Source organism: Chitinispirillales bacterium (genome assembly GCA_031254455.1).
Taxonomy (GTDB): domain Bacteria; phylum Fibrobacterota; class Chitinivibrionia; order Chitinivibrionales; family Chitinivibrionaceae; genus WRFX01.
Genome location: JAIRUI010000096.1, coordinates 1 through 22922, shown reverse-complemented (window position 1 = coordinate 22922; position 22922 = coordinate 1). Strand labels below are relative to the sequence as shown.

The window sequence follows — 22922 nt, the reverse complement described above, 5'->3', positions numbered from 1 at the left end:
ATATCCTTTGTTAACGAATTCGATTTAAAGCCAAATTTCTAACAACGGAAGAAACTCCTTTTATCCTCTTGGCTTCTTTAAGCAAATCGGACAATTCTTTGACATTTCTAACTTCAACGCTCAATAATAATTTTACAGAACCGCTTTTCCTGCTGAAATCTACATTAGCGCATTTAATTTTTCTTCTGTCAAAAAACTCCATAACATTTAAAAGAAATCTTTCCTTATCTATCCCGATAATTACAATATCCTCTAAAAACACTCCGGCATTTACACCGTCCGCCCAATCGCAAAAAACAACTCTATCAGTATCGTCCGCAAAGAACAAAGCATTAGCGCAATTCTCCCGATGAACGCTTATTCCCCTGTCACCGCTTATACGAAACCCTATAATTCTTTCTCCTGGAATCGGATTACAACAAACCGCCGAACGAATTGTACCTGAATTTTTAAGAGAATTTACGATAACTCTGTAACGTTTATGGTTACTAACAATCATGTCTGCAAACGTTCCGCCGCCAAAAGCCGGATCTTTTGTAATATTTCCGGTAAATGTTAAAATATTATCAATCGTCATTTCACCTGAACAAATTTTTTCATAAAGCGCTTTTTCATCATAAAATCCAAAATAACTTAAGATTTCTTTTTTGTACTCGTCAAAAGAGATCTTATCTTTTACATAATCGTAAGCGTTCAACAATAAACTGAATGCGGTATTTGTTTTATCATCCATTTCCAATTTTCGAATTCGTTCTTTTATCGCCGCCTTAGCTTTAGGCGTTCTTACTCTTGAGAGCCACTCTACATTAGGTTTAGTATCGGTACTTGTAAGCAGACTGACGGTTTCGTTATTTAACAATTTTCTGTAAATAGACTCCAATTTCCCGTCAACAATCGCTCCACAGCATTTATTACCTTTTTCAACGCTTAAATAATATGCCAAATCAAGTACGACAGCCCCGTCGGGAAGCTTTACAACGTTCCCGCCTTCTTTAGTATATACTGTAATTTCGCTCGTTGCAATATTGCTTTTAAGTAACGACATAAATTCGGAAGTATCGGCAAATTCCTTTTCCCAAAGCGGAAACTCGTTAAGCCATTTTATTTTTTTACTATTATCTTTATAAATTCCATGTGCGGAAAAACCATAATCGGCTTCTATATCCATAACCCAAGTTCTTATCTGAACTTCAACGTGACGTCCGGTTTCACTATCGACAAGCGTAGTATGAATTGATTTATACCCATTATCTTTGGGAACCGCAATGTAATCTTTAATTTTATCAAACATAGGTTTCCAAACTTTATGCAATATTCCCAAAATTTTATAACAATCGGATTCTTCTTTGCAAACAATCCTGCACCCGATAATATCAAAAATCTCTTCATAAGGCACTTCTCGGTCTATATGTTTTCTATAAATCGAATAGATACCTTTCAATCTGCAAGAAACAACGCATTCGTCGGCAAAATCCGCACTCAAAGCACTATTGATTTTTTCACGAAAATTTTCCATAATACGATTATTTACTTCACTTTTGGCATCGGTATGCCGGCAAATAATATCATAATCTTCCGGAAACACATACATCATTGAAATATCTTCAAGTTTCGTTTTAAGGACATACGCACCTATTTCAGCTGCGATAGGCGCGTATATCTCAAGCGTTTCCGTCGCTATAGCTTTTTGCCGTTCCGGTCTCAACGTTTCCAGAGTCGATAAATTGTGCAAGCGGTCAACTAATTTCACCATAATGGTTCGCGGATTTTTTGAAGTCGCCAAAATCATTTTTCTGTAAGTTTCCGCCATATACTGCTCTTTTAAAACCTCTTTTTCCGCACCGGAAACTTTTGTTACGCCATCAACAACGTTTGCTATTTCAGCGCCAAAAATTTGCTTTATGTCGTCATATTCATATTTTGTATCTTCGATAACATCGTGAAGTAAAGCCGCGCAAATAGTAACGGTATCTTGATTTAATTTCGCCAAAATAATAGAAACGGAAACAGGGTGCATTATATAAAGTTCACCGGATTTTCTTCTTTGTTTTTCGTGAGCGTTATAAGCAAAACGATATGCGTTTTCTATCTTTTTCAGATCATATGTTTTGTAATTTATATTTATTCCTTCAATTTTACTCATGAACGCATCGCTGGATTCGTCCAAAGTATCAAAAGGAATAAAGCGTGATGAGTCGCGGGTCAGAAAATCATTATCGTTTGCCGACAAGATCCTCTTTCTCCTTTCTAAACTCCGAAAGTTTACTTTCCAATTCCCCTATTAAAAATCTCAACTCACTTGCCTTTTCAACCGCGTCAACGATTTCTCTTTCGTCATTTTTTAACGTAGAAATTTTCGCATTTACATCGTCCGAAAGAAGCGATAACTTATCAATTTCGCTTTCAAGAACATAAACTTGTTTTTCTTTTAAGTGTAAAGCGTCTATTCTGTTTTCTATCGTACCCAGGACCAAAATAGCCGCATCAGACTTTTCTTTCACCTCGCTCACTAATTTCAAATTCTCTTCGACAAAAGAAATATCGGTGTTTATTTTTGAAATAATCGATGACAATGTTCCAATTTTTTCGTTCGCCTTATCAATTTTTTCATAACTTTCGTTAATCGCCTGAATTCTATATTCAATATTAACAAGCGAATTGTCAATACTTGTAATCTTAGAATCAATCGTATTAATTTTCGCACTGCGAAGCGAAATCTGCTCAATTTCCTGTTTAATGGCGATAAACAAGCTCTTAATATCTGCGACTTTCTTTTCTGCTGCGAATATAAGTTCTTTCTCCGATTGAATTTCCGCTATATGTTCTTGATATTCTTTTATCATATCAGAATGCATGTTTTCAATCTCCATCGACTTATTTTTAAATTCAGATATTGAATTATCGAATTTTTCCAAAACTTCCTCGGAATTTTTTGATTTTCCTTTAATTTCTTTTGTAATTTCCTCAAAAGAGTTTTGAGCCGCCGCTACGTTCTGCTTCTCTGCGTCAAGTTTTTCTAAAAGCTGTTTTACTTCCGTAGAACATTCGGAAAGCGAATTAAATGAATTTTCAATCTGTTCCAACTTACTTTTTTCTTTATCAATCATTTGTATTTTCATATTCGCATCGCCAAGCAAATAATTAAGTTGGTCAAGACGCTTTTCAGTTTTTTCAATTACCGAACTTCTATCTAATTGCGCTTCTATTTTCAAATCAATATTTGCGACCATTTCGTTAAGCCCCAAAAGTTTTCTGCTTACTTCATCAACCATTAAAATCCGCTCATTTATTTCGTCTATTTGACGCTTTGCCGTCTGCGAAAGCTGCGAAAGTTCATTAAATTGTCCTAAAATTTCCTGCAATCTTCCTTCCTGATTCTGCAAATCAAGAATCTTCTGCTCCAATATTTCTTCTTTTTCGGCAATACCGGCTATTTTTGCAAGCATCCCTTCAATCCGTTTTTCAGCCGCATCCATAGCCAATTTATGCCCTTCTATTCTATTTTCTGCGGCAGAAATTTCATTCAATTTAGCTTCAAACGCTTCGATTCGCTTTTCAGCTCTGTCAAAAAACTCCTGCTTGACTTGAAAATCGGCGATGCGGTTTTCAAGTTCTTCGATCCTTTGGGTCATCATACCAAGTAATTTTATGCTGTTATCAATTTCCGAAATATTACTTTCAACTGTCTCCATTTTTTTTTCATATTCGGAGATTTTACGGAATGAGGCTTCCAAGTTATTTTGATGCTGTTCAACGGTATCGGCAAGGACTTTCGCATTTTTCCCCATCGTATAAACTTCAGATATGTATTGCTGCGTCTTTTTTATTTCGGCATTATTACTTTTAAATTCTTCCGTAAAACGTTTCATATCAATACACATCGTAGAAATTTCGGTTCTCATAGAAGCCGTATTTTCCACTTCTCTGGTGAATTTGCGAATATCGTCAACATTATTTCTACTTTCCGAAACAAGCGACTCCAAACGTGAAATATTTTTTTCTATCTTATTCAAATCCGAATATTTTTGCTCTAAATGCTTCAAATCGCTGTCTATTCTCCACATAAGCGTATTAAGACGCCCTGCTTCTTCCGTCGCTTTCTCAACTATAACTTCCTGACGACGCAGTCCGTTTATTTTGTTGTTTATATGCTCGGCAAGCGAATTTAGTTGTTCGACTTTTTCTTTCGTAAGCCGATATTGAGCAAAATCATTCGACAACTGTCTTATCTTGCTCTGTAAATCATCTACAGCCGACATCTCAACCGAAATTTCATCCGGTTCTTCTACATCTTTTTTTCTTGATAAAATCGACATCTATGCCTCCATAATTAAATTTTATCTTTTTACCGACTCGCTTATTATTTTCCAACCGTTGTCAGTTTTAACCACATTCAAAAGTTTAACGCTGACAACAGACGATCTTTCTGTTCTGTACCGCTGAACAAATTCAACCGAAGCCGCAACATCCGATGAAAAAACTACTTTAATTCTATCAAGTGTAACGAAAATACTGTCATATAAAGCGAAAGTTCCGACTTTCCTCGCTCTCCAATCATTCCAACGCTGTCCGTCTCCAATAAAATTTTGCGTATCATAAAACGACTGGTATATCTGAATATTTTTACTCCCCCAAGCGATTGCCCAATCGTTTACAAACCGACCGACTTCCAACTCGGTTTCCGTCGGTTGCCTTGTATTTACGGAAACCTGCTGTCCGGCATTTAACGTAATAGGAACTATTTCTACATCAGGAAGTTTGCGTACATTCGCCTTATTAGTCTTTTTGCCGAACTCGTCAATTCCGAATTCTTCGGCGACTTCCACTCTCTCTTTCCAGACTTCTTCAAGATTTATCATGCTTCGAAAATCGGAGAAGTTCTCGTTCACGATAAAAACAGGCGTAAGCAATCCGTCGCCTATAATGCCGTTCAAGTCTTTGATGTACAAATTGTGCATTGACAGGCAGCCGCGCGATTCCGCCGGAACAGTATTTTCAGACGCGCCGTGTATCCAAATCCCGCTTCCGCCCCGCCCTTCCGTTATATCGCGCTTATTCGGATAATTCAATACAAACGCGTGAGGTCCATAAATTTCGTTAAGTTCCTGTTCTACCTTTTTCTCTACTACAAAATATAACCCTTCGGGAGTCTTTTTATCTCCTTCACGCTGTTTTCTGCCGTCACTTGAACCCATAGCTATCGGATACGTTTTAATAACGCCCCACTTTTTCCTGCCTTGTTTCAGAATATACATCGCCTTGTAAAATTTATCGACAACAATTATATATTTCATATTTTGCATTCCTTCGACAATCGGGAACGGCTCCAAAAATCTGTCGGCTGAAACGGTATCGACGCCGGCGTCCGAATAAACCGTATCAGACATAAGTTCGGCGTTTACCTGTGCGACATGCAAAAACTTATCTTTTTCATTTTCCGAAAGAATTTTTGAAATAAAAACAATTCCTAAAACAACCGCCGCAAAAACCGTGAAAAACAGAATAAAAAAAGGATGAATGTAAAACCGCCCCCTATACGCACTTCGTATGGATTGTTTTTTCATATAAGTCAAAAACAGATTTTCAATTTTTTTCTTTAATAACGCAATATAGTAGAGTAGATTATACATTCTTAGATTACCCCAAATTTTCACTTATTTCTATCGATAAAATTTTTTAGTTTCACATCCGCCGCAATATCGTTAAAAAGTTTAACAAAACGTTTCTCAAAATGATTCGCTTCCGTCAAAAGTAAATCATCGTTCATTATTAGACATCCCTTTGAAAGCGATACAAGTGCGGAAAGATAGGAATTGGAAATATCTCCGCTATAAATAATTTTGCTTCTTTCATTTGAAAAATCAGATTCGGAATTCCCTACGAATAAAAACGAAATATTGTCGTCGGGATAATTCTTAAAAAATTCATAAAAATCTCTCTCAAGCGCAATATCCGCACAAAAATAACTTTTTTTCACTCCCCTTTCTTTTAAGAAAGCATTGGCGCTGCGAAGTATTTCTGAGGAAAGTTTCCATTGAATTTTAACTTCCGGAATAAACGGCATTACGTCGTTTAATCTCGAATTTTCATCCTCTATTTTTATAACTTGCCCTTTTAGCGCCAATTTTTTTAGCGAATTTCCCAATAAAATCGTAATACCGGCATTTATTTTAGGTAGAAATTCGCGGGTAAAAGCATCATCACTCGCTTTTCTGCAATACAAAATATCGGTATGCATACCTGCACATTTTTTCAAGAACTTATTCTTTTGAGCATTATCTTTTCTCTCCGGAATTATTAAAATATCTACAATATTTGAAACCGCGTCAAAAACGCCGCCGATTTCCGCATCGCTTATGACAATTATCTTGCTACCGTTAGATAACGCAGACAACGCCGCTATATCTTCTACTATAACATCCGGCGAATCTGCACTTGATACAACGCAAATCATTGTAGAGAAACTCTCTAATTGTCTCATTATCGGCAAAATTTTAGTTTTTTGGGAATTTATACTTTTCCACATAATTTATTCGCACAACTCTCTTTTATAAAATAAAATAACAGCTATCAAACATGAAAATAAATATTTTATACGGTCAAAAGCAAACTTTTCAAAAACTCCTTACATAAATTTGCAAATTACATCAGTATTTACCCGTATTAGACAAATCGTTCAAAAAATTTGAATTCTTTCTCTTGACTTTTGAAAGTTAAGAAATGTATTTTCATCGTTGATTTACGCACCATTAGCTCAGTTGGTAGAGCAACTGACTCTTAATCAGTGGGTCCGGGGTTCGATCCCCCGATGGTGTACATCGAATATATGCGGAAGTGGTGAAATGGTAGACACGTCGGTTTCAGGTGCCGGTGATTGCGAAATCGTGGGGGTTCAAGTCCCTTCTTCCGCATTCGGATTAACGCTCTCGTAGCTCAACAGGATAGAGCTCCGGTTTCCTAAACCGAAGACACAGGTTCGACTCCTGTCGGGAGTACTTTTACCAATTCAGTTTCCGCATCAACCGCGTCACGGTTTATCAATCGTATAGCATTGTTCAGTTTTTCAATTATTATTTCATCGTTTATAGATACTTTTATAGTTCTCAGTAATTGAACTATCATTCTAAAATAGCGAATAATATCGCCTTCCGGAACGCCGAAAGAACCGATTTTTGCCAAATCGCAACCGCTTACCCACGAAAACGTTACGGCGGCAAACGAAAAATCAAGCAAACGAATAGGATTTTTTATACCGAATTTTAATTCTTTTTCCCGTAATTTACGAATTACTTTCTCGCCGTCATTTGACATCTTAAAAGATTCCGGCAATTCTTCGCTTGCACATGTATTCTTCTTTTTCTGCTCATAAATTACAGAACCGAGCAAAACACAAATTTTCTCCGGTGTAAGCTTGTCAAAACAACGAGTGTAATAAAGTTGAGCCGCTTGAATTTCATACCCGCTAACCATCATTGCGAGTTTTCCTTTCGGAGTCAATTCTTGTCCGTTCAAAAATCCCTCACTCTGCAAAAATTCCAAACGTTTGCGAATTTGATCTTCCTCTTTTTGATAAGATGACGAAAGAATAAAATTGCCGTTATTAAAATTTCTCAAACTCTTGCGGAAAATCTCAAAGGCGTTTTCTCCGTATCTGCTGTAAAGCGACAAAATCGTTGAATATTGAGCGACAAATCTACTTCTTATAGGTTCGCTGTCCCCGAAAAATAACCGCTCAACTTCTTTACATTCGGTAATTTCAGGAACTATGTGACAATAAACATTTCCCTCTTTATCCATTCCGCGTCGTCCGGCGCGTCCCGACATTTGTAAATAAGAACGGTTCGTAATATACTCAAATTCCACACCGTTAAACTTCTCAATATCATCAAAAATTACCGATCTTGCCGGCATATTCACCCCTAATGCGAACGTTTCCGTGCAAAAAAGAAGTTTAATAAGTCCCGTTGAAAAAAGCCGCTCGACAATTTCTTTTACCGATGGAATAATCCCTGCATGATGATAGGCAATTCCGACTTTCCAAAGCGATTTCATCTGTTTCAATTTTGCATAGCCTTCCACCTCGTAAGAATTGATTAATTCTTCAATCATAACCGATAAGCGATTTTTTTCTTCTTCACTTAAAAGAACTAATCTTGAATTTTTAACGGCGTTCAACTCACATGCCTTTCTATTAAACGAAAAATAAAGCACCGGAACGCCGTCCCTTGAGATTACGTGTTCAATCACTCTTCTTGAGGACGGTTTAGTAAACATCAATTTACGTCTGCGTTTTTTATCGGCAATAAACATTTTTTTCAAGAACTTTATTGATATTTCGCCGTATTTTCCGGAAAACAAGTGATATTTCAGCGGTACAATCCGCTTGCCCTCTTTTATAACCTCAAACTTACTGCCGCGCACCGATTGCATCCAATCGGCAAGTTCGTCAATATTTGGAACAGTCGCCGACAAACACAAAAAACGTATATTTTCGGGGGCTAAAATTATACTTTCTTCCCAAACCGTACCGCGTTCTTCGTCGTCAATGAAATGGACTTCGTCAAATATCGCATAAAGAACATTGTTAAGACGATTTGACTGCTCTAAAATCATATTCCTGAAAATCTCTGTAGTCATAATCAAAATCGGAGCGGACGAATTTATCGTTAGGTCGCCCGTTTGAATGCCGACAGAATTTTCTCCGAAGCGTAGGCGAAAGTCGCGGTATTTTTGATTGGACAAAGCCTTAATAGGTGCGGTGTAAATAACTTTTTTACTTTCTTTTAACGATTTCTCTACGGCATATTCCGCAATCAGCGTCTTTCCGCAACCGGTCGGCGCAGAAACCAAAACCGAAAGTCCGCCGTCTAACGCTTTTATGGCGTCTTCCTGAAATCCGTCAAGCTCGTAATCTTTGTATTTCATAATTTCCTGTTTCTATCTATATATCGCCGATACAAAATAATAACTGTTTACAACACCCCACAAGTAAAAACCGCATCATAAGAAGAAATAATTAAAAAAGAGCAAGTTTTACCGTTTGGGAGCAAATCATGGTTAAAGTTACGGGTTAACTTTGTAATTGTTTCAGTGTTTCTTGAGGATGACCACAAAATCTACAGAATTCTGCGGATATATTTATTTGTTTCCCGCATTTTTCGCAAAAATTCTTTTGTTCATACGAAGGCTCTATAATTTTTTGGAATTCAGATTTTTCAGGAGTTTTATCTGTTATTTGCATTACTGATATCTGTCGCACAAACTCTCTTTTTTCTGCGCGGTCACTTATTCCCGTTTCTGCAAATTTCTGTTTTATTCCTTCCTGCTCTTCTTTCATTAAATTCCTATTTTTATGGAATGCGGCTTTTGCTTTCGCAAGAATTTTATCTTTTACCGAGGTATCAACTGTCGAATTATGACCTTTAACTTCCCATTATCCAAGGCTTTGCAATATTTTTATCAAAACATCGTTTGGCAAACCCATATCTTTTGCCAATTGTGACACTTTAATTTTTGAGTTTTCTGTTTGAGTGTTCGTGCTTTTTTCATAACCAATATCGACAAATTTAAGAACGATTTTTTAAGAAATTAGAGAATTAAATTGGGAAATTAAGAGGACGGGGACAGAAGCATATAATTCCCTTATATTTAACTCAGATGAAAAATAATTTCTCTACGGGTTAAACTTTAACTTTGGTTTTTTCAACAAAATCGTTGATTTCTTTATTCATTACTCCTTTAAGTTTGCTCAAAAGATTACGCATTTTGTCGGTTTCATTTTTTGTGTTTTTCGCCAACTCGCCGACATATTTGGCGACAACGGCAAACCCTTTTCCAGCAGCGCCGGCGCGGGCCGCCTCAATAGACGCGTTTATTGAAAGCATTGACGTCTGCCTCGCAATATCGTCTATTGATTTCATAACGGAAGCAAAACCCGTCAAATTTCCTTTATTATCAAATAAATTTTCTAACGAAATTTTAAATTTCTCAACGGCATCCTCGCTTCCTTTATTAGCCTGCTTCAAAGCATGGTGTAAAAAGTAATGACAATTCGACGGATTCGCTACTTTATTTGCCAACGCAAGCGCCATCGCTCTGCAAGAATCATATCCGCACGAACAACAATTAATAACATCTTCTTCCGTAGTTTTTAACAGCATTTCAAAATAAGGTTTCAATTCCAAATCCGAAAAATTCAGATGGAGATTATGATTGGAACGATTTTCATACTTTCTGTCGTAAAGTCCTTTTTCCCAATATTTATCGACCACTTCAAGAACTTGCTTTTGTATCTCTGCATCGTCAGATACGGTAATTCCCGTATTTTGAACATGTTCCAAATACGTTTGCCTCATCCGTTCTTTTCTTTTTTCTATTTGAAATTCAAGATAATCCGGAGAAGAATCTCTGTGAGATGTTCCCGATCCGCCGTTACAACCGTGTTCACAACTAAGACAATCGATAATCAGCGGCGCATATCCATTGTCAATATCGTTTTTCAAATTGTCCAAGTAATGATAAATCGTATTTACGCCTTCGATTTTTCTGATATTTCGTTTTAAATCGCTATTCCAACGCAAAGCGGTTTCCATAAGTCCGCCTGGAGTAGAAAACAAACACGCCCTCTCCGCCGGCGGATTATCGTAATCGGACTGCGGAAAATCGCTTAAAGAAATCTCGTTTTCATTTATATATTTCTCAAAACTCTTCATAACTACATTATAAATCGGCTGTTTAGTCGCCTTAAATTCACGGGCTTTCGCAATACACGGCGAAACCATAAGAATATTATGGTCAACATACTGAGGAAAATATCGTTTTATCATTTTCACCGTATGCAGCATAGGACTATCCGCAGGCGCCAAATAAGGCAAAAGTTCGGGACGATATAATTCGATATAACTCACAATTGCCGGACACGGCTGAGCTATCACGACTTTGGGATTATTAATCCGAATATATTCCAAATAACTTTTTACAGTCAATTCCGCACCGAAACTTACGTCGAAAACCGCTTTTATTCCGATTGATTTAAGCCATGAATTAAAGCGAAGATAATCGCCGTCAGGGAATGTAGCCGCTATTGCAGGAGCGACAACAGCTATCATCGGCATACCAGCATTCAATTCGTCCATCCAAACGTTAAAATTATCCACAATTAATCTTGCCCCCCACGGACAAGCGTCAATACACTGACCACAGCCGATACACAAATCATGTTCTACGCTTACATGAGTCCCCGTATCGCTGTATTGGCATATTTTTGACGGACAGGCTGAAACACATTGATGACAATTACGGCATTTTTCTTTATCGACACAAACAACCATAGGCAACGAACCGCCGCTTTCCACTTTGTTGTTACGGATTCTTTCAATTTCTTTGTAGTTTTCATAATCGGCTTCGTTTGGACGATAATCTTTCCCGTCAATATTATCATGTTTACGAATCGTCTCAAGTTTCATATTTACACAATCCATAAATCCTCCGATTCTCTAAATTTTATAAATTTATAATAACATAATACTTACGAAATAATAAAATTTCAATAATTTTTATTATATATTATCATAATTCTTCAAGCCCAATTCCAAATCGGCAAGCAATTTTCTGTCGCTTCCCGTCGAGCAATTGGGAGTAGTCAAAAGAGAACCGCTTATCATAGAACTCGCTCCTGCAAAAAACACCATAGATTGTAACTGTCGCAGATGTACTCTCCCCCCCGCAACTTTAATGTCCGACTCAGGATTTACAAAGCGAAACATAGCCACGGTTTTTAGAATGTCAAGCGGCTGCATAGGCGGTATATCTTGCAGTTTTGTTCCTTTTATCGCAATCAAAAAATTCAAAGGAATAGTATCGCTTTGGATTTGATTTATTTCCATAGCCGCCTCTACGCGCTGTTTCTTGCTCTCTCCTACCCCTAAAATCACTCCGCAGCACAAATTCAATCCCACTTTCTTCACTCGCTTTGCCATGTCCGCTCTAAGATTCCAATCGTGCGTTGTACAAATCTGCGAATAAAAACTCTTCGCCGTTTCAATATTATGGTGATATCGCGTCAAACCTGCGTTTTTGAGTTTCAAAAGTTGTTCGTCTGAAATTATCCCTAACGACGCACCCCATTCTACGCCGTTTTTATCTTCTTTTATCGCCTTTATCAAAACGTCAATGTCTTCGTCGTTAAGTCCTTCACCAGATGTTACAACGCCGAAACAGTGCGTATCCCGCGAAATTTCGCCATGGATTTTTGCGATTGTTTTACTGTCTCTCATAGGATATATTTCAGCCTGTGCTTCACTGTGAGCCGACTGCGCACAAAAGGCGCAATTTTCACTGCAACTACCGCTTTTGGCATTCATAATCGCGCAAATACTAATATTATCTCCCTGCGTTTTCACGCGAAGTTTGTTTGCATAACCCAAAAGCATAGCGAAATCGACATTGTCGATATTCAAGACCTCCATAGCCGTTTCTTCGTCAATCGGCCGCAAAGAATCTATAGTTTTTTGTAATTTTGAAAATAAATCGCTCAAATTAACACTCCTTCTGTATTTTATTCTTAGAAATTCTTTTCTCGGCCATATCGCAATAATCAGGCGATAACTCAATTCCTATGTAATTGCGAGACAACCCCATAGCAACAACGGCGGTAGTTCCGCTTCCCATAAACGGGTCTAATACAATTTGTGCGTTAGTAGAACTTATTATTCTATCTATAAGCGCAATTGGGAAAGGCGCCGGATGTTCGTTTTTCATCTCTTGCTTGAATTCCCAAACATCTCCGAAAGCGTTCGCCTTGTCGGCAAGTCTAAACTTGGGTTTTGCAATTAAATAAATGACCTCGTACGTAGGCAGAAAATACCCGGGATTAAAATTTATACCGCCTTTTCTTTTCCATATGATTATCTGCCGAACAGGAAACCCGTCAACAATATCCTGTCTGTCTTGCAGTAAACCGTCTTGAACACGCCATTTATGATTGTAAAAAATCGCTCCGTCATCTTTTATCAAGCGAAACATTTCTTTAAGACATTCTCTTTGCCAATTAACATATTCTTCATGGGTATATTGTCGCAATAATTACTGTATCCGTTTTGCAAAGCGGCATTAGCCCATTTTCCACTCGTAGTGCATTGTTTCATTCCGTTTCCTGTAGAGTTTTTTAAATTATACGGAGGCGAAGTTACAATCAAATCTATTGAATTATCCGGCATTTCTTTCATTATTTTTAAACAATCACCGCAAATTATAGTGTCTAAATATTCTTCCAAATTGTCCTCAAACGTGAGTTTGTTCATTTTCTCTTCACAATCGCCGACTATTTCAGTACGCTTTTCACCGCATCCGCTATTATTTTGATTCCCATATCAATTTTTTCCTCCGGCGCACCTGAAAACGCCAAACGCATTCCGTTGTTTTTGATTCCTTTCGGGTCAAACGCCTTTCCTATGACAAAAGCCGCGCCGTTTTTTACGGCTGTCTTAAAAACTTCGCTTGAATCCATGTTTTCGGGTAAAGTCGCCCAAACAAAAAATCCGCCGTGTGGAGTCGTCCAAGATATCCCGGCATCTTTTGGCATGTATTTTTCAAGCGCTTCAAGCATAATTTGCGCTCTTTTTTTGTAATGCGGACGCAGCCATTCCAAATACGGATTCAACCGCCCGCTACGCAGATACGCATCCGCCAAAACTTGCGTATAAGTAGAACTGCATGCGTCTTGGGACTGCTTGGCTAATTCACACTTTTCTACTAATTCATTCGGCGCAAGCATATATCCCAATCGAAATCCCGGTCCCAGAATCTTGGCGAAACTTCCAACATACATAATCTTTTCATTATCTTTCAAAACCGCTTTCATCGGCTTTACCCAGTCTTTCACTTCTTCATCGAACCATAACTCTCCATACGGGTCATCTTCAAGCACAGGCAAGTCGTATTCGTTTATAAATTCTATAAGCTGCTTTTTGCGTTTTGGCGAAATAATCGCGCCCGCCGGGTTCTGGAAATAAGGAATTACGTACAAAAATTTAGGTCTCGCACCTGTGTTCATAGCGTTTTTGAGCGCAACGACGTCTATTCCTTCGTCATCGATAGTCACCCCGTCAACGCAGGCCTCATAAGAATTAAAAGCCGCAATCGCACCTATGAACGACGGGGCTTCCACCAGTATTCTGTCGTTTGGATCTACCAAGACTTTAGTTATGAGGTTTATCGCCTGCTGCGCACCCGTCGTTATTAGAATCCTGTTTCCTTCAAGTACGGCTCCCCTGCTTTCCAAATAATTTGACAACGATTCTATAAGAGGTGAGAATCCGTCCGTCGGACCGTACTGAAACGCCGTTTTCTTTGCGCTTTGCGAAAGATTTTTCGTGATGTTTTCCATAACTTCCACCGGAAACAAATCGTTATTGGGCATTCCGCCTGAAAAAGAGATTATTGAGGGATCGTTTGCTAATTTCATAAGTTGACGAATCTCGCTAGCTCTTAATTTTTCTATGGATTTTGCAAATTGCATACTTCCTCCGTAAATTAAAACACGCAAAAAATAATATTTGGCAAAGAGTTTATCAAATTGTTCATCGAAATAAACTTTGTTGCATTATCTTACTACTCTCCGTTTTTCTATCTTTTACTACGTAGTTTTTTGACACTTCTCCTATAAGCAAAGGCGATAATTGATTATGATTTTTTCTATTTCTTTCTACAATTTCTTTGCTGTAATTAGCGTAACAATACAAACATCCGTTCAAACAAGAATTGTATGCGCCTATATCAACACTTGCAACACAACCACATTCAAGTCGCTGACATTTGTCTTTTGTTACATCTAAAGAATAGCCGATAATTCGCTCAACAAGACGATTGTCAATACACAACGCGTGTTTTATTCCAAATGAAGACAAATCAATATCTTCAGCACAAGTATCAATTACAAAATCGTTTTCATGAGCAATTTTACTTAAATTTTGTGCGATTTTTAATTTATCACACTCTGTTATAGCAACATTTTTAATAAGCCCTAAATTTTTTGAAATTTTATTATACCAAATCGGGACTTATATACTTGTTTACACAACCCCTGATTTTAGCATTCAACTTTCCACATCATTATAGAGTAGTAGAAAATAATATAATGCCTATCACAATGGAGAAAATTTAACATTAAAATTTTGTTTCTTAAAATCTGCGTCAGTTTTGACAACATGTTCAAATGCAGGAATTTCTACTTTATATTTTTGACCTTTTATATTAACGCTTGCCTTAAATGGCTCATCTAACATTGCCACAACATTATTTTCCAAATCCAAAGTAATGGGTAGATTTTTGATAGTTTCAAATATTTCATCCATATCATTTTTAGATGGTTGTATTTCTTTTATTTCGTGTATAACTTGCTCTTGAATACTTTCAAGCAACGGCTGAAACATTTCGTCGCCTAAATACAAATCTTTGTTATAATCAGTTTCGTGGTTCTTTACTATATTGACTACATCCTCTTGAATATATCTGGGAAGTCCATAAAAATTGCTGTTGTTTTTCCAAAGATACTGCCAATAAACATTATCGTTCATATTATTCCCTCCTGTAAATATACAGGGGATTTTCATTTATTTCTTATTCAAATATAAACTATCTCTATTAAAACCACCTGGACAAAATACACAACCATCATATTCATCACCAAGAATTGACATTGCATTATTTCGTTTAATAGAATTTGCTCTATTAGTAGTGCTATTCTGTTGCCAATCTTTTGTTTCTTTTTGAGCATCAGTAGTAATAACCATAATTTCTTTATAAACTTCGTCTCTTCTCTGCTGTCTCGCATTCGCTCTATCTAAATCCTTTTGTAAAATCTCATTCTTCTCATACTCTCTATTGTGTATTTCATACATTGCCTCAGCAAAAGTAGAAGTGTCTGTAGAGGTAATAACTCTAACAACATATTTTCTATTTTTAATATCAAGTATTTCAGTTCTGACAATATCAGTGGCAAATACATTTCTGACTCTCATGTCTTCTGTAAAATTCTCTTTTCCATTATTATTAGTCAATCTTGTGGTGGATTTTACATACTTATTATGATTGTCGGCAATCATTTTCTTCACTTCAATCTCAGCAAGGTCAAACGCTTGCTTGCGATTTTTTGCATGAACATTGACGGTATCGACTCTGACTAATCTGTTATTTTCAGCAAAAAGAGAAATAAACAATAATAGCAAAACAAAAATTATCTTTTTCATAATAACCTCCAAGAGTTTTATAAAGACAGGCACATTTTATATGCCTGTCTTTTCTATGGTTTAATTTTTACTCGCAGTTTTCAAGTTCCTCAATTCTTGACCTATAAGTCCTTCTCAGACATTCGATATTTGCTCCACAAGAATTTTTAATTTTGTTCCATTCTCTTTGCTCCTGTTTTACTTTATCTCCACAAGCAGAAACTGCTCCTTTATATGTTTTAGAAAGTCCAACATCCAATGCCGCCAATTCAGTATCAGAGCATATCGCTTTTTCAGTTGGGCTTTCCGCTTTGGAACAATCAAAAGACGCTTTTATGTTTTGAGATGGCTGTTGCTGTTCAGGTTTTACTTCTGCTCGTTTAGTAGGGACTTATACGCTTCTGTCACCAGGTAGGCAAAAATAAAAAGGTTGGCTTCCCAATCCTTAATAAATTTGCCTTTTAATTTTCACTACGCAACCAACTCTTTATAAGTCAAAGTCCTGCCAAAACATCCGGCAATCAAACAATCAATTCTATCCATAGTGGGATATTTGCAATTACCTTCATTCAAACGAAATTCAAATTCTGAAAGATACCTATGCAAATGTTTATGAGAAACTTTTTGGTATATACCGTTTACACCACGTTTCAATACAGCCCACACACTTTCGATACTGTTTGTATAAACTTCGCCGTCTTTACTTACGTATTCTTTCGCGCTGTGATTTACCTTTTTTCTGGTATATCCAGGATTTTCTATTCCTGTGTACCATTTTCCATCGTCAGTGTTTAATGTAGAGCCGTATTCAACATTTTGCTCTATAATTTCTCTTAAAGTTTCCCTTTTTTTGTTTGGAACGTGTTCCATTATGACATTACCACCTCGTTCTTTCATACCGAAAACGATCGCTTCATGTTTTATTGATTTCTTATCAGGGTGCTTATTCTTTCTTTTGCCGTAGACATGAGTCTCATCGTTTTCAATAATACCTTTGAGAGAAAATTTCTTTTTCGATCTCTTCATACCCTTACGTATTTTATGCAGTAAAAGCCACGCGGTCGCCTGTCTCACACCAAGATCTTTTGACAATTCCATAGATGATACACCTTTACGTGAGGTTACCATACGGTAGAAAACTTCAAGCCATTTATGTAAAGGAATTTTCGTATCTGTGAATATGGTACCTGTTTTTACCGAGAATTCTTTTCTACAGTCTTTACAGCGATAATAACCCTTTCGGTCTTTACGTCCTTTGCCAACTCTTTTAGAGCCGCAATGCCCACAAACAGGAACGCCTCCCCATCTTTCTTCTTCAATATACTTTCTTGCTGTTTCTTCATCAGGAAATTTGTCACGTAATTCATCGCGGCTTATAGCCGTGTTTGGCTTGTAAGTAGATCTCTTTTCCATAATTCCTCCGTAGAAATGAGTTAATCGTTTTTGGGATTTTCACTTCTTTGGGAACGCGGAAAATTAACTGCCCCGAAAGTAGTGATATTGATGTTTCATTTCTTTGGGAATTTGAAATATTAACTTGCGCTTTTATTTTTGGATATTGAATACCCTGTCGGGAATGTGGATAAATACATTTGAAACTTTAATCAAATTTCCTCTCAGAAATTGGGGGAGGAGGGGGTAAAAAAATGAATGAGAATTTTTCAGAAGAAGGAATTTATGAGTACGATTGGGTTGAGAATATACCCAGCAAACCAAGTGAAATTAAAGAGCTGTTTATAGCGTTTCCAGAAGAAATTTTGGAAATTATACAAAAGAATGATTACAGTGGCTTATCTGTTAGTAGTGGAACTCCTTTGGCAACATTGCTTAGAGGTGTTAGAGGAGCCGCTCAACAAACAGGAGAAGGAGATAACGCTTTTGAGGCTGCTCAAGAAGTGTTCCGACATATTATACCTCAAATAGCGAATACAACGAATCCAATGAATCTGATTGCTCTTACTAAAAATAATCCTAACTCGGCTGGGTTGGACGAAGAAACACGTGAGTTCATTAAGTCTGTTGTTTCTGAAACGAAAAGACCAACTAAAGATTTAATGTCTCCTGCTGAAAACAGTTTTCTTGATTATGCAACACGCGGGATAGGCAAGCTGTTGTAAATGTAAAGGGTATAGAAATATACCCTGGTTTCAAATTTTTAATATTACATCTCATATTCGCCGCAAATAAAAATTATTTTACCATGGAGATTGTATTAAAAAAGAGTAAAAAATGGAAAAAGGCGAAATAATATTGTATCAGCCTAATGATACGGTGTTGGTAGAAGTCAGGATGGAAAAAGAGACGGTTTGGCTCACACAGGCGCAAATATCTGAATTGTTTGGGACAAAACGTCAAGCTATAACAAAACACCTGAAAAATATTTTTGAATGTGGAGAATTAAGTGAAAATTCAGTATGTTCCATTTTGGAACTAACTGCAGCGGATGGGAAAATATATGATACTAAAATTTACAATCTTGATGCGATTCTTTCAGTTGGTTATCGTGTAAATTCTATAAATGCTACATTGTTTCGCCGCTGGGCGAATCAGGTTTTGAAAGATTATTTGTTAAAAGGTTATTCTATTCGCCACGAAACAGATGTTGCAAAATTGTATGCAAATCACGAAAACAGGATTACTGAGCTTGAAAAAAACGTTGATTTTTTCGTTAAAACTTCGCTTCCACCCCAAGAAGGAGTATTTTTTGAAGGGCAGATTTTTGATGCTTATATTTTTGCTTCCGACCTGATAAAATCAGCGACAAAAACAATAATTCTGATAGACAATTATATAGATGAAAGCGTCTTGCTTATTTTGTCAAAACGCAGTATAAATGTTCGCGCTGAAATCTATACTAAACAAATAACCGCTCAATTACAATTAGATTTAGAAAAACACAATACTCAGTATGAACCGATAATAATGCTTATATCTACAAGTTTTCACGATCGTTTCTTGATAATTGATAATACGGTATATCATATAGGCGCATCGCTTAAAGATTTAGGTAAAAAATTGTTTGCTTTTTCAAAAATGGAAATTAAAGATACCGAGCTGCTAAAAAACATATAGGCATAAAATAACGATTATTCAAAATTCTTATCACATTACAATAAACAATAAATTATTTTCCCACTACCACAACACAGAATCATTGGGATTCTTCCCATGATTCGTTGATTTTTACATTTTACACAGGAAAGTGAACTTCCTTCCACGGTTGTTCTGCCACTTTCCTGTGTGAAAATCAAACATATTTCTGTGTTGTGGTAAACTACGATTTATGGGCAGGACAGCCCTTTTCTATTTTACCGCTGTCTTTTTTTTCCATAATTCATAAGTTTATTAACTTTCGACAATTAGCATGGTGCTTTTTGTATAGATTTTTTAATTATTGGAGGTTTTTGGTGTATGAGTAAAGACGAATTGGAACAAATTGCAGTGGAATTGAAAGATTGTTTCGCTTGTAATTTGAGCAAAGGCAGGAAAAATGCAGTAGCAGGCAACGGCGACGGCAATGCAAAAATTATGATAGTCGGCGAATCACCCGGAAAGGAAGAAGATGAACAGGGGAAACCATTTGTCGGCGATGCGGGAGAAACTTTAGACGAATTGTTGGCAGGAATAGGTATCAAGCGTAAAGATTGCTATGTTACCAACCGCGTAAAATGCAATCCGTTGGGAGAAAACAAACCGAAACAAAAAGAACTTGACGCCTGTCAAAAATATCTCGACAAGGAAATTGAGATAATAAAACCGAGCGTCATTTTATTGGTCGGAGAAACGGCGGCAAAATTAGCATCGCCGGAGAAAATGGAAAATATTCACGGCAAGGAATTTTCATACAAGAATATTCCAGCTTTTGTAGTTTATCACCCTTCGGGGCTGAATAATAAAAACAAAGATGAACGGGAAGAAGATTTTCGTAAATTCGGCGAATTGGTTAAAAACTTGGAAATTGAAAATTAAAAGAAAGGATTGGTAAAGTTATGAAGTTGTTAAAAGTAGTATTGATAACGGCAGTGTTGTGTTTGTTTATGGGATGTTTTGGCGAAAAGAAAACCGATGGCAATAACAAGGCGACAAATGTCAGCAAAGAAAAAACAACCGATAATACGATTACAGGCGTATTTACAGAGGTTGATATGGAAGGCGATTTTGTTTACAGCGGAATAGAAGTCAACGGTAAAGTAGAGTGGTTTGTCGGCGATATTCTTGAATTTTTGAAAATGAAACAGGACAAAGTCAAAGGTAAAAAGGTAAAGGTAACCATCAAAGAGGAGAAAAACCCCTACGATAAAGGAACAATTATTAAGTCAATAACAAACGTTGAATTGGTAAATTAAAAAAATGAATAACCCCGCCCAAGCGGCGGGGAATTTACCCTTAGAGATTAAAAACTAGGAGGTTTTTTATGGCGCTTTGTAAAAATTGCGGAAAGCAATTAGATGAAGATAATTTTTGTGATGTATGTAAGACATTTCAGACATTTCGCAAAGAAATTCCTATTAAGAAGATTTTGTCGAAGATTTTGTCGGAAATAATCATTTGGGTAGTCGTAATTGTCGTTGCTATTCATGTTTCTTTATTTGCCTTTGGCATTCATGTTAATGTATTCAATTTATCCAAATTTAAATGGGACTTTTCAAATTCTGAAGGAAGAATCGTAACTTTTTTGCAAACATACGTAGAATATTACGAAGACGGACAAATTGCAACTGAGATGCGTTTCTATAAAGATGGCAATGGGAACATAATACCACACGGACAAAGTAAGGCATATTATGGAAACGGAAAACTTAAACAAATTACAAACTTTAAGGACGGAGAAATTGTCGAGCATAAATACTATGCACCAGATGGACGAAGATTATTAAGTCCTCTTCAATGATCAAGGGGTTTTTTGTGATTGAAGAATATAACAAAAGTCGAATTGTTAGAGCAATAAAAAAGTTAAACTCGGACTGAAAATACAGCCGAAGAAGAAAGGATTGGTTATTATGAAAAGAATGATTTTTGCGCTTTGCGCAATGTTAATGGTGGTTGGTAATGCAATGTGCCAGACAAAAACCGTTATAGTGACAGAAAGTGTGAACAGATCGCGCGAATCTGCGGATAAAGCGTACCTACAAGAACAACAACAAGAACTACTTCAGGATGATGAAAGACGGAAAAATACAATTTTTAGTGACGTTCTTGTTCGGGATGTAAATGAATATCTTAATAAAGGAATACCGATTAAAAAAACGGAGTTTGAAACGACAGAAGCATTCAACAAGCGTTTAGGAGACAGCACAGAATTTTATTTCAAAAAAATTTCCTTAATGCTTACCGGAGAAATTATGTCGTCGGTTAATAAAGCCCGTGTCGAATTAGACAGTTATGATGCAGATGCCGGAATTTATTCAGTAAAGGTGGAACTGCCGGATGTAGATTCAACCGTTTATGAAGGGCAAGGAACTTACGGCAAAAAGATTCTTATTCATGGAATGGAATGCTTTGCGCCGCTCGCGATTTCGTCTGCAGATGCACAAAATTTGAAACAAAACGGATATGCTTTCAATATCAATATGGAAGACATAAAAATAAAAATCCCTCTTGCAAGAGATTTTTCTGTCTTTCGTTACCATAGCATTCCTTTTGACGAATACCATATATGTCCGGAAAAAATAACTGTTATAAGCAAAGCCGACACGACGAAAAAGTATTTCTTAAAAAATTTAGAAGCAGAAGGAAGAGATTCAGACAGATCAGGGGTTCCTTATAAACATTATGATTCCGAAATAATATTTAAAGGTAAATATTTGTGGAAGAATAATCTGTATGCTGCAAATTTAGAGTTTAAGTATTCGGATTTGGTTAAAGAATTGCAGCAAAAGCAAGAAAATGCAACACAAGTTGTAAAACAAGCGGCAGCAGAACAAAACAAAAAAGCGCAAGAATGGGTGGCAATTTGGACAGCGAAAGACGCTCCGAAAGACATTAAAAAATTGACATTTAAGTTGAACGATGGAGTAAAATATGAAATTGCCGTGGGCAATGTTATTGACAAGTCAAATATGAAAAAGGTAAACAATGATTTGAAATCAAAAGGAATAACAATAAACGATGGCGGCGCGCTTTTTATTGTTTATCATGAGTATGGCGGCGGTTTAAGAAATCCGTTGATTGAAATAAATCTCAATGCTTTTACCGACAAAATAAAAAACATGAAACGAATTGGTAGTTTTAATGAGAAATTATTTAATTTTTTGGAGACGGAGTAAGTAAAATAAATAGTCGTTGTTATTCCATCCGTTCTTTTCAACGCGCTTTTTAATCGACTCAGACGGATAACACGACAAAAGGAATTTGCCTTTAATTTTAGAAAGCGTCGTCAAAAGCCTTTCAAAATCATCTGCGGTATATCCGCCATAATGTCCCATATTCGCATTGAAATACGGCGGATCAACGTAAAAGAACGCATCTTCTGTGTCGTACCTTTCAATCAATTCAACTGCGTCCAAACATTCAATTATCGCATTATCAAACCGCTTCGCTAAATGATAAGAAAACAACTTTTTCTTGTTTATCAATCGTCTGGGCATTGGCGTGTTAGGTACGCTTTTATTCGTCGAAAAAGTAGAGCCAATCATACCGCCAAAACACATTGTCGAACAAATAAAAAACGATGCCGCACGTTCAATTTTGTTATAA

Annotated in this window: 23 protein-coding genes and 3 tRNA genes; 9 read left to right on the top strand and 17 right to left on the bottom strand. The window is 36.7% G+C overall.

What is annotated here, in order from left to right; genetic code table 11:
* Window positions 1–10: 10 nt before the first annotated feature.
* Genes LBH98_07415 through LBH98_07400 form a run of 4 tightly spaced genes read right to left on the bottom strand, consistent with a single transcriptional unit; the run spans window position 11 to window position 6454 of the window.
* On the bottom strand, window positions 11–2230 hold the full coding sequence (locus LBH98_07415) for a RelA/SpoT family protein (GenBank protein ID MDR0304574.1): 2220 nt from the start codon (window positions 2228–2230) through the stop codon (window positions 11–13).
* Window positions 2214–4316 (bottom strand): hypothetical protein, encoded by a 2103-nt coding sequence (locus LBH98_07410; GenBank protein ID MDR0304573.1) that lies wholly within the window; start codon window positions 4314–4316, stop codon window positions 2214–2216. The genes LBH98_07415 and LBH98_07410 overlap by 17 nt, the downstream gene beginning before the upstream one ends.
* 21 nt (window positions 4317–4337) lie before the next feature.
* Window positions 4338–5630 (bottom strand): L,D-transpeptidase family protein, encoded by a 1293-nt coding sequence (locus tag LBH98_07405; protein ID MDR0304572.1) that lies wholly within the window; start codon window positions 5628–5630, stop codon window positions 4338–4340.
* Window positions 5631–5650: 20 nt separating this feature from the next.
* Complete coding sequence (locus tag LBH98_07400) at window positions 5651–6454, bottom strand: hypothetical protein (GenBank protein MDR0304571.1); 804 nt, start codon at window positions 6452–6454, stop codon at window positions 5651–5653.
* A gap of 289 nt (window positions 6455–6743) precedes the next feature.
* Between LBH98_07400 and LBH98_07395 the strand changes: the two genes are divergently transcribed.
* The 3 genes from LBH98_07395 to LBH98_07385 all read left to right on the top strand — a co-directional run bounded on the left by LBH98_07395 (window position 6744) and on the right by LBH98_07385 (window position 6995).
* Window positions 6744–6816, top strand: a tRNA-Lys gene (locus LBH98_07395).
* 12 nt (window positions 6817–6828) lie between these two features.
* Window positions 6829–6911, top strand: a tRNA-Leu gene (locus LBH98_07390).
* Window positions 6912–6922: 11 nt separating this feature from the next.
* A tRNA-Arg gene (locus LBH98_07385) sits at window positions 6923–6995 on the top strand.
* Here the strand turns inward: LBH98_07385 and LBH98_07380 are convergent.
* The 12 genes from LBH98_07380 to LBH98_07325 form a co-directional block, all read right to left on the bottom strand.
* A complete protein-coding gene (locus LBH98_07380) occupies window positions 6958–8925 on the bottom strand; it encodes a DEAD/DEAH box helicase (protein ID MDR0304570.1) in 1968 nt (655 codons plus the stop codon). The two genes, LBH98_07385 and LBH98_07380, sit on opposite strands and share 38 nt — an antisense overlap.
* A gap of 145 nt (window positions 8926–9070) precedes the next feature.
* On the bottom strand, window positions 9071–9337 hold the full coding sequence (locus LBH98_07375; GenBank protein MDR0304569.1) for a zinc ribbon domain-containing protein: 267 nt from the start codon (window positions 9335–9337) through the stop codon (window positions 9071–9073).
* Between the two features lie 343 nt (window positions 9338–9680).
* Window positions 9681–11330 (bottom strand): methyl-accepting chemotaxis protein, encoded by a 1650-nt coding sequence (locus tag LBH98_07370; GenBank protein ID MDR0304568.1) that lies wholly within the window; start codon window positions 11328–11330, stop codon window positions 9681–9683.
* 228 nt (window positions 11331–11558) lie between these two features.
* Window positions 11559–12536 (bottom strand): biotin synthase BioB, encoded by a 978-nt coding sequence (bioB, locus tag LBH98_07365; GenBank protein MDR0304567.1) that lies wholly within the window; start codon window positions 12534–12536, stop codon window positions 11559–11561.
* A 1-nt stretch (window position 12537) separates the two neighbouring features.
* On the bottom strand, window positions 12538–13080 hold the full coding sequence (locus LBH98_07360) for a site-specific DNA-methyltransferase (protein ID MDR0304566.1): 543 nt from the start codon (window positions 13078–13080) through the stop codon (window positions 12538–12540).
* Entirely contained in the window at window positions 13011–13301 is a 291-nt protein-coding gene (locus LBH98_07355) for a hypothetical protein (GenBank protein MDR0304565.1), read from the bottom strand. The genes LBH98_07360 and LBH98_07355 overlap by 70 nt, the downstream gene beginning before the upstream one ends.
* A 20-nt stretch (window positions 13302–13321) precedes the next feature.
* Complete coding sequence (locus LBH98_07350) at window positions 13322–14518, bottom strand: PLP-dependent aminotransferase family protein (protein ID MDR0304564.1); 1197 nt, start codon at window positions 14516–14518, stop codon at window positions 13322–13324.
* 61 nt (window positions 14519–14579) lie between these two features.
* Entirely contained in the window at window positions 14580–15038 is a 459-nt protein-coding gene (locus tag LBH98_07345; GenBank protein MDR0304563.1) for a DUF1848 domain-containing protein, read from the bottom strand.
* A 105-nt stretch (window positions 15039–15143) separates the two neighbouring features.
* On the bottom strand, window positions 15144–15575 hold the full coding sequence (locus LBH98_07340; protein MDR0304562.1) for a hypothetical protein: 432 nt from the start codon (window positions 15573–15575) through the stop codon (window positions 15144–15146).
* A 36-nt stretch (window positions 15576–15611) separates the two neighbouring features.
* A complete protein-coding gene (locus tag LBH98_07335; GenBank protein MDR0304561.1) occupies window positions 15612–16247 on the bottom strand; it encodes a hypothetical protein in 636 nt (211 codons plus the stop codon).
* Between the two features lie 67 nt (window positions 16248–16314).
* Window positions 16315–16512, bottom strand: coding sequence for a hypothetical protein (locus tag LBH98_07330; protein ID MDR0304560.1), 198 nt, complete (start codon window positions 16510–16512; stop codon window positions 16315–16317).
* Window positions 16513–16697: 185 nt separating this feature from the next.
* Entirely contained in the window at window positions 16698–17639 is a 942-nt protein-coding gene (locus tag LBH98_07325) for an IS1595 family transposase (GenBank protein ID MDR0304559.1), read from the bottom strand.
* Between the two features lie 233 nt (window positions 17640–17872).
* Between LBH98_07325 and LBH98_07320 the strand changes: the two genes are divergently transcribed.
* The 6 genes from LBH98_07320 (at window position 17873) to LBH98_07295 (ending at window position 22492) form a co-directional block, all read left to right on the top strand.
* On the top strand, window positions 17873–18343 hold the full coding sequence (locus LBH98_07320) for a hypothetical protein (protein ID MDR0304558.1): 471 nt from the start codon (window positions 17873–17875) through the stop codon (window positions 18341–18343).
* A 112-nt stretch (window positions 18344–18455) separates the two neighbouring features.
* Window positions 18456–19298, top strand: a complete 843-nt coding sequence (locus LBH98_07315; protein MDR0304557.1) for a virulence RhuM family protein — start codon at window positions 18456–18458, stop codon at window positions 19296–19298.
* A 339-nt stretch (window positions 19299–19637) separates the two neighbouring features.
* Complete coding sequence (locus tag LBH98_07310; protein ID MDR0304556.1) at window positions 19638–20195, top strand: uracil-DNA glycosylase; 558 nt, start codon at window positions 19638–19640, stop codon at window positions 20193–20195.
* A gap of 20 nt (window positions 20196–20215) precedes the next feature.
* Window positions 20216–20572: a hypothetical protein gene (locus tag LBH98_07305; protein MDR0304555.1), complete on the top strand. Its 357-nt coding sequence runs from the start codon at window positions 20216–20218 to the stop codon at window positions 20570–20572.
* 68 nt (window positions 20573–20640) lie between these two features.
* A complete protein-coding gene (locus LBH98_07300) occupies window positions 20641–21117 on the top strand; it encodes a hypothetical protein (protein ID MDR0304554.1) in 477 nt (158 codons plus the stop codon).
* 109 nt (window positions 21118–21226) lie between these two features.
* Entirely contained in the window at window positions 21227–22492 is a 1266-nt protein-coding gene (locus LBH98_07295) for a hypothetical protein (protein MDR0304553.1), read from the top strand.
* Here LBH98_07295 and LBH98_07290 read toward each other — a convergent pair.
* Window positions 22466–22922, bottom strand: a 457-nt coding sequence (locus LBH98_07290) for a DNA adenine methylase (protein MDR0304552.1), incomplete at its 5' end; no start/stop codon positions are given. The two genes, LBH98_07295 and LBH98_07290, sit on opposite strands and share 27 nt — an antisense overlap.

What these genes read in the sequence shown, in the direction of transcription:
- LBH98_07410 (MDR0304573.1), bottom strand. Translation starts at nt 4,316, where the DNA reads ATGTCGATTTTATCAAGAAAAAAAGATGTAGAAGAACCGGATGAAATT.
- LBH98_07405 (MDR0304572.1), bottom strand. Translation starts at nt 5,630, where the DNA reads ATGTATAATCTACTCTACTATATTGCGTTATTAAAGAAAAAAATTGAA.
- LBH98_07400 (MDR0304571.1), bottom strand. Translation starts at nt 6,454, where the DNA reads ATGATTTGCGTTGTATCAAGTGCAGATTCGCCGGATGTTATAGTAGAA.
- LBH98_07380 (MDR0304570.1), bottom strand. Translation starts at nt 8,925, where the DNA reads ATGAAATACAAAGATTACGAGCTTGACGGATTTCAGGAAGACGCCATA.
- LBH98_07375 (MDR0304569.1), bottom strand. Translation starts at nt 9,337, where the DNA reads ATGAAAGAAGAGCAGGAAGGAATAAAACAGAAATTTGCAGAAACGGGA.
- LBH98_07370 (MDR0304568.1), bottom strand. Translation starts at nt 11,330, where the DNA reads ATGGTTGTTTGTGTCGATAAAGAAAAATGCCGTAATTGTCATCAATGT.
- LBH98_07355 (MDR0304565.1), bottom strand. Translation starts at nt 13,301, where the DNA reads ATGAACAAACTCACGTTTGAGGACAATTTGGAAGAATATTTAGACACT.
- LBH98_07350 (MDR0304564.1), bottom strand. Translation starts at nt 14,518, where the DNA reads ATGCAATTTGCAAAATCCATAGAAAAATTAAGAGCTAGCGAGATTCGT.
- LBH98_07340 (MDR0304562.1), bottom strand. Translation starts at nt 15,575, where the DNA reads ATGAACGATAATGTTTATTGGCAGTATCTTTGGAAAAACAACAGCAAT.
- LBH98_07335 (MDR0304561.1), bottom strand. Translation starts at nt 16,247, where the DNA reads ATGAAAAAGATAATTTTTGTTTTGCTATTATTGTTTATTTCTCTTTTT.
- LBH98_07325 (MDR0304559.1), bottom strand. Translation starts at nt 17,639, where the DNA reads ATGGAAAAGAGATCTACTTACAAGCCAAACACGGCTATAAGCCGCGAT.
- LBH98_07320 (MDR0304558.1), top strand. Translation starts at nt 17,873, where the DNA reads ATGAATGAGAATTTTTCAGAAGAAGGAATTTATGAGTACGATTGGGTT.
- LBH98_07315 (MDR0304557.1), top strand. Translation starts at nt 18,456, where the DNA reads ATGGAAAAAGGCGAAATAATATTGTATCAGCCTAATGATACGGTGTTG.
- LBH98_07310 (MDR0304556.1), top strand. Translation starts at nt 19,638, where the DNA reads ATGAGTAAAGACGAATTGGAACAAATTGCAGTGGAATTGAAAGATTGT.
- LBH98_07305 (MDR0304555.1), top strand. Translation starts at nt 20,216, where the DNA reads ATGAAGTTGTTAAAAGTAGTATTGATAACGGCAGTGTTGTGTTTGTTT.
- LBH98_07300 (MDR0304554.1), top strand. Translation starts at nt 20,641, where the DNA reads ATGGCGCTTTGTAAAAATTGCGGAAAGCAATTAGATGAAGATAATTTT.
- LBH98_07295 (MDR0304553.1), top strand. Translation starts at nt 21,227, where the DNA reads ATGAAAAGAATGATTTTTGCGCTTTGCGCAATGTTAATGGTGGTTGGT.